A 6,803-nucleotide genomic window follows, 5' to 3' on the forward strand; every position below is an offset into this window, starting at 1 on the left:
ACCGGGCTCACCGACGGTGCAAGTGGCGCCCTGCTGAACAGCAGGGCAACGCAAAACTCTCAGGTCCAATACAGAGCGGGGAGGAACCCGAATCAACGTGGTGCTAAGGCGCCACCTGAATTATGGAGTTCCCCTCATGACGGTTCACTCGTCCCCAACCACCTTCGCAGACCGCCATATCGGCGCGCGCCGCCAGTCCGACGTCGACACCATGCTCAAGGCGGTCGGTTACGACAGCCTTGATGGCCTGGTGGACAGCGCCGTCCCGGACTCGATCCGCCAGGACAAGCCCCTCACACTCGAGAGCGCCCTCAGTGAAGTCCAGGTTCTTGCCGAGCTCCGCAAGCTGGCCGGCAAGAACAAGATGGCCGTGCAGATGATCGGCCAGGGCTACTACGACACCGTGACGCCGCCGGTGATCCGCCGCAACATCCTCGAAGCCCCCGCCTGGTACACCGCCTACACCCCGTACCAGCCGGAGATTTCCCAGGGCCGGCTCGAGGCGCTGCTCAACTTCCAGACCATGGTCCAGGACCTCACGGCGCTCCCGGTGGCCAACGCCTCCCTCCTCGACGAAGCCACCGCTGTGGCCGAGGCCGTGCTGCTGATGCGCCGGGCGAATAAGAACAAGACGGCCAAGGACGGCAAGACCGTCCTGGACGCCGACCTCCTCCCGCAGACCATCGCCATCGTGCTGGGCCGCGCCGAGGCCCTCGGCTTCGAGGTGGAGGTCGCCGACCTCACCAACGGCTTGCCGGACGGCGACATCAACGGCGTGGTCCTCCAGCAGCCCGGCGTCTCCGGCCGGGTCTGGGACCAGTCCGCCGTGATCGCGGAAGCCAAGGAACGCGGTGCACTGGTCACGGTCGCCGCCGACCTCCTGGCCCTCACCCTCATCACCCCTCCTGGCGAGCAGGGGGCGGACATCGCCGTCGGCTCCACCCAGCGCTTCGGCGTGCCGTTGTTCTTTGGGGGACCGCACGCGGCCTACATGGCCGTCCGCGACGGCATGGAACGCACCCTCCCCGGCCGCATCGTCGGCGTTTCCAAGGACAACGCCGGCGTCCCGGCCTACCGCCTTGCCCTGCAGACCCGCGAGCAGCACATCCGCCGCGAGAAGGCCACGTCCAACATCTGCACCGCCCAGGCACTGCTGGCCATCGTCTCCTCCTTCTACGCCGTGTACCACGGCCCCGACGGGCTGAAGGCGATCGCCGAAACCGTCCACAACAACGCCCGCGCCCTGGCCGCCACGCTGAAGCATGCAGGCCGCGAGCTGGTGTCCGAGACCTTCTTCGACACCATCACCGTCCGCGTGCCCGGCAAGGCCGCCAAGGTGATCACCGCCGCCGAAGCCCGCGGCATCAACCTGCGGCTCATCGACGCGGACACGGTTGGCGTGTCCGTCGATGAAACCACGACGCCGGAGGTCCTCTCCGCGGTTGCGGTGGCCTTTGGTGCCGGTCCGGTTGTGTCCGGCCAGGGCTTTGAACTGCCGGAGTCCGTGCTGCGCACCTCCGACTTCCTGCAGCACCCGGTGTTCAATACGCACCGTTCCGAGACCCAGCTGCTGCGCTACATCCGGAAGCTCAGCGACCGGGACCTGGCGCTGGACCGCACCATGATCCCGTTGGGTTCGTGCACCATGAAGCTGAACGCCACGGCCGAGATGGAAGCCATTTCCTGGCCGGAGTTCGCGTCGATCCACCCGTTTGCCCCGGATTCGCAGACTGAGGGCTGGCGTGAGCTGATTGCGGGCCTGGAGGCGGACCTTGCCGAGATCACGGGCTATGACCAGGTGTCCATCCAGCCGAACGCCGGGTCCCAGGGTGAGCTCGCCGGGCTGCTGGCGATCCGCGGCTACCACCATTCCCGCGGTGACCAGCAGCGCAACGTCTGCCTGATCCCGGCTTCGGCGCACGGCACCAACGCCGCGTCCGCGGTGCTGGCCGGGATGAAGGTTGTGGTGGTGGCCACCGCTGCGGACGGCACGATCGACCACGCCGACCTGGAAGCGAAGATCGAGGCCCACAAGGACGTCCTCTCGGCCATCATGATCACCTACCCGTCCACGCACGGCGTGTACGACTCCGACGTCCGCGAGGTCTGCGACGCCGTCCACGCCGCCGGCGGCCAGGTGTACGTTGACGGCGCGAACCTGAACGCGCTCGTTGGGCTGGCGCAGCCGGGCAAGTTCGGTGGCGACGTCTCGCACCTGAACCTGCACAAGACCTTCTGCATCCCGCACGGCGGCGGCGGACCCGGCGTCGGACCGGTTGCTGCCAAGGCACACCTGGCACCCTTCATGCCCGGTGATGCAAACAAGGCCGCCCATGAAGCCGGGCATGGCGTTGCGATTTCCGCTTCGCGCTTCGGTTCTGCGGGTGTGCTCCCGATTTCCTGGGCCTACGTGAAGCTCATGGGCGGGACCGGCCTCACCGAGGCCACCAAGTCCGCACTGCTCGCGGCCAACTACGTCGCGGCACGGCTGAACGACTACTTCCCGGTCCTTTACACCGGCGAAAGCGGCCTGGTGGCGCACGAGTGCATCCTGGACCTGCGCGACCTGACGGCCCAGACCGGCGTCACCGCGGAGGACGTGGCCAAGCGGCTCATCGACTTCGGCTTCCACGCCCCCACGCTCTCCTTCCCGGTGGCGGGCACGCTCATGGTGGAGCCCACCGAGTCCGAGGACCTCGCGGAGATCGACCGCTTCATCGAAGCCATGATCACCATCCGCAAGGAAATCGACCAGGTGGCCAACGGCGACTTCACCGTGACCAGCAGCCCGCTGCGCAACGCACCCCACACGGCCGCCGCCGTCGTCTCTTCCGACTGGGACCGCGCGTACCCGCGCGAGCAGGCAGCCTTCCCCGTGTCCTCCCTCCGGCAGGACAAGTACTTCCCGCCGGTTGGCCGCATCGACGGCGCCGCCGGTGACCGCAACCTGGTCTGCTCCTGCCCTCCCCTCGACGCGTTCGAGGACAAAACTGCATTTGAGAACTAAGGATTTCCTGATGACTGAGAACTACACAGCGCTCTATGAGCAGCACAAGCTGGCCGGCGCCTCTTTCACCGACTTCGGCGGCTGGCAGATGCCCCTTAAGTACAGCTCCGAGCTGGCCGAGCACCACGCCGTCCGTAACGCCGCCGGCCTGTTCGACCTCTCCCACATGGGCGAGGTCTGGGTCACCGGCCCGGACGCCGCAGCCTTCCTGGACTACGCCCTGGCCGGCAAGCTGTCCGCCGTGGCCGTGGGCAAGGCCAAGTACTCGCTGATCTGCCAGGAAGACGGCGGCATCATTGACGACCTCATCTCCTACCGCCGGAGTGAAGAGAAGTACCTGGTGGTCCCCAACGCCGGCAACGCCAAGGTGGTGGCCGCTGCCCTGGCCGAGCGGGCCGCCGGCTTCGATGTCACCGTGGAGGACGTCTCCGCCGAGACCTCCCTCATCGCCGTGCAGGGCCCGAACGCCGAAGCCATCCTCCTGACGCTGGTCCCCGCCGAGCAGCACTCCCTGGTGACTGAGCTGAAGTACTACGCGGCCGTCGAAGTAGGGATCACCGTCAACGGCGCTGTCCAGGACCTGCTCCTGGCCCGCACCGGATACACCGGCGAGGACGGCTTCGAGATCTACGTCCCGAACGGGGACGCCGCCGGCCTGTGGGAAGCGCTGCTGGAAGCCGGCGACGGCCACGGGCTCATCCCCGCCGGCCTCGCCTGCCGCGACTCGCTCCGCCTGGAAGCCGGCATGCCCCTCTACGGCAACGAACTCTCCCGTGAAGGCAACCCCTTCGCCGCTGGCCTCGGCCCGGTTGTCTCGCTCAAGAAGGAGTCGGACTTCGTGGGCAAGGCGGCACTGGCGGAGCTCAAGGAGCTTGGTGCCGGTTCCACCTCCGGCCGCAAGCTCGTGGGCCTCAAGGGACTGGGCCGCCGCGCCGGCCGCAGCCACTACCCGGTGCTCAAGGACGGCAACGTCGTGGGTGAGGTGACCTCCGGCCAGCCAAGCCCCACCCTCGGTTACCCGATCGCCCTGGCCTATGTCGACGTCGAACACTCCGAACCCGGCACCGCCTTGGACATCGACCTCCGCGGCAAGCCAGAGCCCTTCGAAGTAGTAGCCCTGCCCTTCTACAAGCGCCAGAAGTAACGGACGCCGACGGCCCGTCGGGTCCGACCTCCTCTGCATGCTCGGTCGCGAAGACGCCCGCTGAGCGGACGTGACGCTCCCTTAGACGCATGCTGCCGGAGGTCGGACCCGAAGGGGCCGACGCTCTCTCACTTGATGCGCGGTTTGGCCCGACGCTCTCTCACTTGATGCGGCTTTTGGCCCGACGCTCTCTCACTTTTCAAACACCAGATTGAAGGAAACACACCATGGCAAAAGTTGTTGCTGAACTGAAGTACTCCGCCGAGCACGAGTGGGTTGCTGTTGATGGATCGGGACCGGTGAACATCGGAATTTCCGCCGTCGCCGCCGATGCCCTGGGCGACATTGTGTACGTGGACCTGCCCGAGGTCGGCTCCACCGTGACCGCGGGGGAAACCTGCGGCGAGGTGGAATCCACCAAGTCCGTCTCCGACCTCTACGCCCCGGTCACCGGCGAGGTTGTGGAGATCAACGACGACGTTGTCTCCGACCCCGCGTTGATCAACAACGATCCCTATGGCGCCGGCTGGCTCTTCAAGGTGGCCGTCACCGAAGAGGGCCCGCTGATGTCAGCTGAAGAATACGCGGCAGCCAACGGCGGCGAACTGTGAGCCCCGCGGCTGCAGGCGCCGGCACAGTGGCCGCCGCATTCGAACAGGTGGTGTCGCCGTCGCTGGACGCCAACCTCGCCGCGCTGGACCCGGAGATCGCCGCGAAGATCGACGACGAACTCACCCGCCAGCGTGACGGCCTGGAGATGATCGCCTCCGAGAACCACACCGCCGTCGCCGTGATGCAGGCGCAGGGATCGGTGCTGACCAACAAGTACGCCGAAGGCTACCCGGGCAAGCGCTACTACGGTGGCTGCGAGCACGTGGACGTGATCGAACAGCTCGCCATCGACAGGATCAAGGCGCTCTTCGGTGCCGGGTTCGCCAACGTCCAGCCGCACTCCGGCGCGCAGGCCAACGCCTCGGTCATGCACGCGCTGATCAAGCCCGGCGACACCATCATGGGCCTGAACCTGGCCCACGGCGGCCACCTCACGCATGGCATGAAAATCAACTTCTCCGGCAAGCTCTACAACGTGGTCCCCTACGGCGTCCGCGAGGACACCCACACGGTGGACATGGCAGAGGTGGAGCGCCTGGCGCAGGAGACCAAGCCCGCGCTGATCGTGGCCGGCTGGTCCGCCTACGCCCGGCAGCTGGACTTCGCCGAGTTCCGCCGCATCGCCGACTCCGTGGGCGCCTATCTGATGGTGGACATGGCGCACTTCGCCGGCTTGGTGGCCGCGGGGCTGCACCCGTCGCCGGTCCCGCACGCGCATGTCACCACGTCCACCACGCACAAGACCCTCGCCGGTCCCCGCGGTGGCATCATCCTGACCAACGACGCCGACATCGCCAAGAAGATCAACTCGGCTGTGTTCCCCGGCCAGCAGGGCGGCCCGCTGGAGCACGTCATCGCGGGCAAGGCCGTGGCGTTCAAGATCGCCGCGTCCGAGGAGTTCCGTGAGCGGCAGGAGCGCGTCCTGGCCGGCGCCCGGATCCTGGCCGAGCGCCTGGTCCAGCCGGACGTCACCGCCAAGGGCATCAGCGTGGTGTCCGGCGGCACCGATGTGCACCTGGTCCTCGTCGACCTGCGCAACTGCGAGCTCGACGGGCAGCAGGCCGAGGACCGGCTCGCGGCCATCGACATCACCGTCAACCGCAACGCCGTCCCCTTCGACCCGCGCCCGCCGATGGTCACCTCCGGCCTCCGGATCGGCACGCCGGCGCTCGCCACGCGCGGGTTTGGTGAGGCTGCCTTCCGCGAGGTTGCGGACATCATCGCCGAGGCATTGACGGCCGACGCCGATGGGGATCTTTCCGGGCTGCGTCACCGCGTCGAGGGACTCGCCAAAGCACACCCGCTCTACCCGGGCGTCGCACCACTGTCCTGATCGTCTGGTCACCCTTGGCCCGGTGGGGCCGCGCTATCTCACCTTCTCCGTCCAGTTAGGAACACACCATGGCAGTCGGCGTTTTTGATCTGTTTTCGATCGGGATCGGGCCTTCTTCTTCTCATACTGTGGGGCCGATGCGGGCTGCTGCTGTTTTTGCGGAGGAGCTTAAGGCTTCCGGCGCCCTGGCGGAGGTGGCCTCGTTGCGGGTGGATCTTTATGGGTCTCTGGCGGCGACCGGTCATGGGCATGGGACGATGACGGCGGTCCTGCTGGGCCTGGAGGGCTTCCATCCGGAGCTGATCCTGCCGGAGGAAGTGGAGGAGCGGCTGGCCTCGATCGCCGAGACCGGAACTCTGCAGCTGGCCGGTGCGGTGGCATTGCCCTACGGGGTGAAGGACATGGTGCTGAGGCCGTTGACGGTCCTGCCGCGGCACACCAACGGGATGACGTTCACGGTGTCCGACGCCGGCGGCCAGGTCCTGCACACCGCGACGTTCTTCTCGGTGGGTGGCGGGTTCATCGTCCGCGAGGGTGAAGAGGACGCGGCGCTGCAGGAGCTGGAGGAGTCCAAGAAGGAGCTCCCGCTGCCGTTCCGGACCGCCGCGGAGCTGCTGGAGCACTGCCGGGCGACCGGTCTGGGGATCAGCGACGTGATGCGGGTCAACGAGGAGGACAGCCGCACCCCTGAGGAGATCCGGGCGGGC

General features: G+C 67.3%; 5 protein-coding genes. All 5 read left to right on the plus strand.

Annotated features, from left to right (window positions below):
- The first annotated feature begins 136 nt into the window (after positions 1 to 136).
- Positions 137 to 3,007: an aminomethyl-transferring glycine dehydrogenase gene (gene gcvP / locus NFU08_RS02950; protein WP_251420627.1), complete on the plus strand. Its 2,871-nt coding sequence runs from the start codon at positions 137 to 139 to the stop codon at positions 3,005 to 3,007.
- Between the two features lie 10 nt (positions 3,008 to 3,017).
- Entirely contained in the window at positions 3,018 to 4,151 is a 1,134-nt protein-coding gene (gene gcvT, locus NFU08_RS02955; RefSeq protein ID WP_174174896.1) for a glycine cleavage system aminomethyltransferase GcvT, read from the plus strand.
- 227 nt (positions 4,152 to 4,378) lie between these two features.
- Positions 4,379 to 4,762: a glycine cleavage system protein GcvH gene (gene gcvH / locus NFU08_RS02960; RefSeq protein WP_251420629.1), complete on the plus strand. Its 384-nt coding sequence runs from the start codon at positions 4,379 to 4,381 to the stop codon at positions 4,760 to 4,762.
- A complete protein-coding gene (gene glyA, locus NFU08_RS02965; RefSeq protein ID WP_285835565.1) occupies positions 4,759 to 6,096 on the plus strand; it encodes a serine hydroxymethyltransferase in 1,338 nt (445 codons plus the stop codon). The genes gcvH and glyA overlap by 4 nt, the downstream gene beginning before the upstream one ends.
- Positions 6,097 to 6,164: 68 nt before the next feature.
- Positions 6,165 to 6,803, plus strand: a 639-nt coding sequence (locus NFU08_RS02970; RefSeq protein ID WP_285835566.1) for a serine dehydratase beta chain, incomplete at its 3' end; no start/stop codon positions are given.

It is taken from the genome of Pseudarthrobacter sp. NCCP-2145 (assembly GCF_023708005.1).
In the GTDB taxonomy this organism is placed as follows: Bacteria; Actinomycetota; Actinomycetes; order Actinomycetales; family Micrococcaceae; genus Arthrobacter; species Arthrobacter oxydans.

Excerpts from the sequence above, each read along its gene's own strand:
- gcvP (WP_251420627.1), top strand. The coding sequence starts at position 137 with ATGACGGTTCACTCGTCCCCAACCACCTTCGCAGACCGCCATATCGGC.
- gcvT (WP_174174896.1), top strand. The coding sequence starts at position 3,018 with ATGACTGAGAACTACACAGCGCTCTATGAGCAGCACAAGCTGGCCGGC.
- gcvH (WP_251420629.1), top strand. The coding sequence starts at position 4,379 with ATGGCAAAAGTTGTTGCTGAACTGAAGTACTCCGCCGAGCACGAGTGG.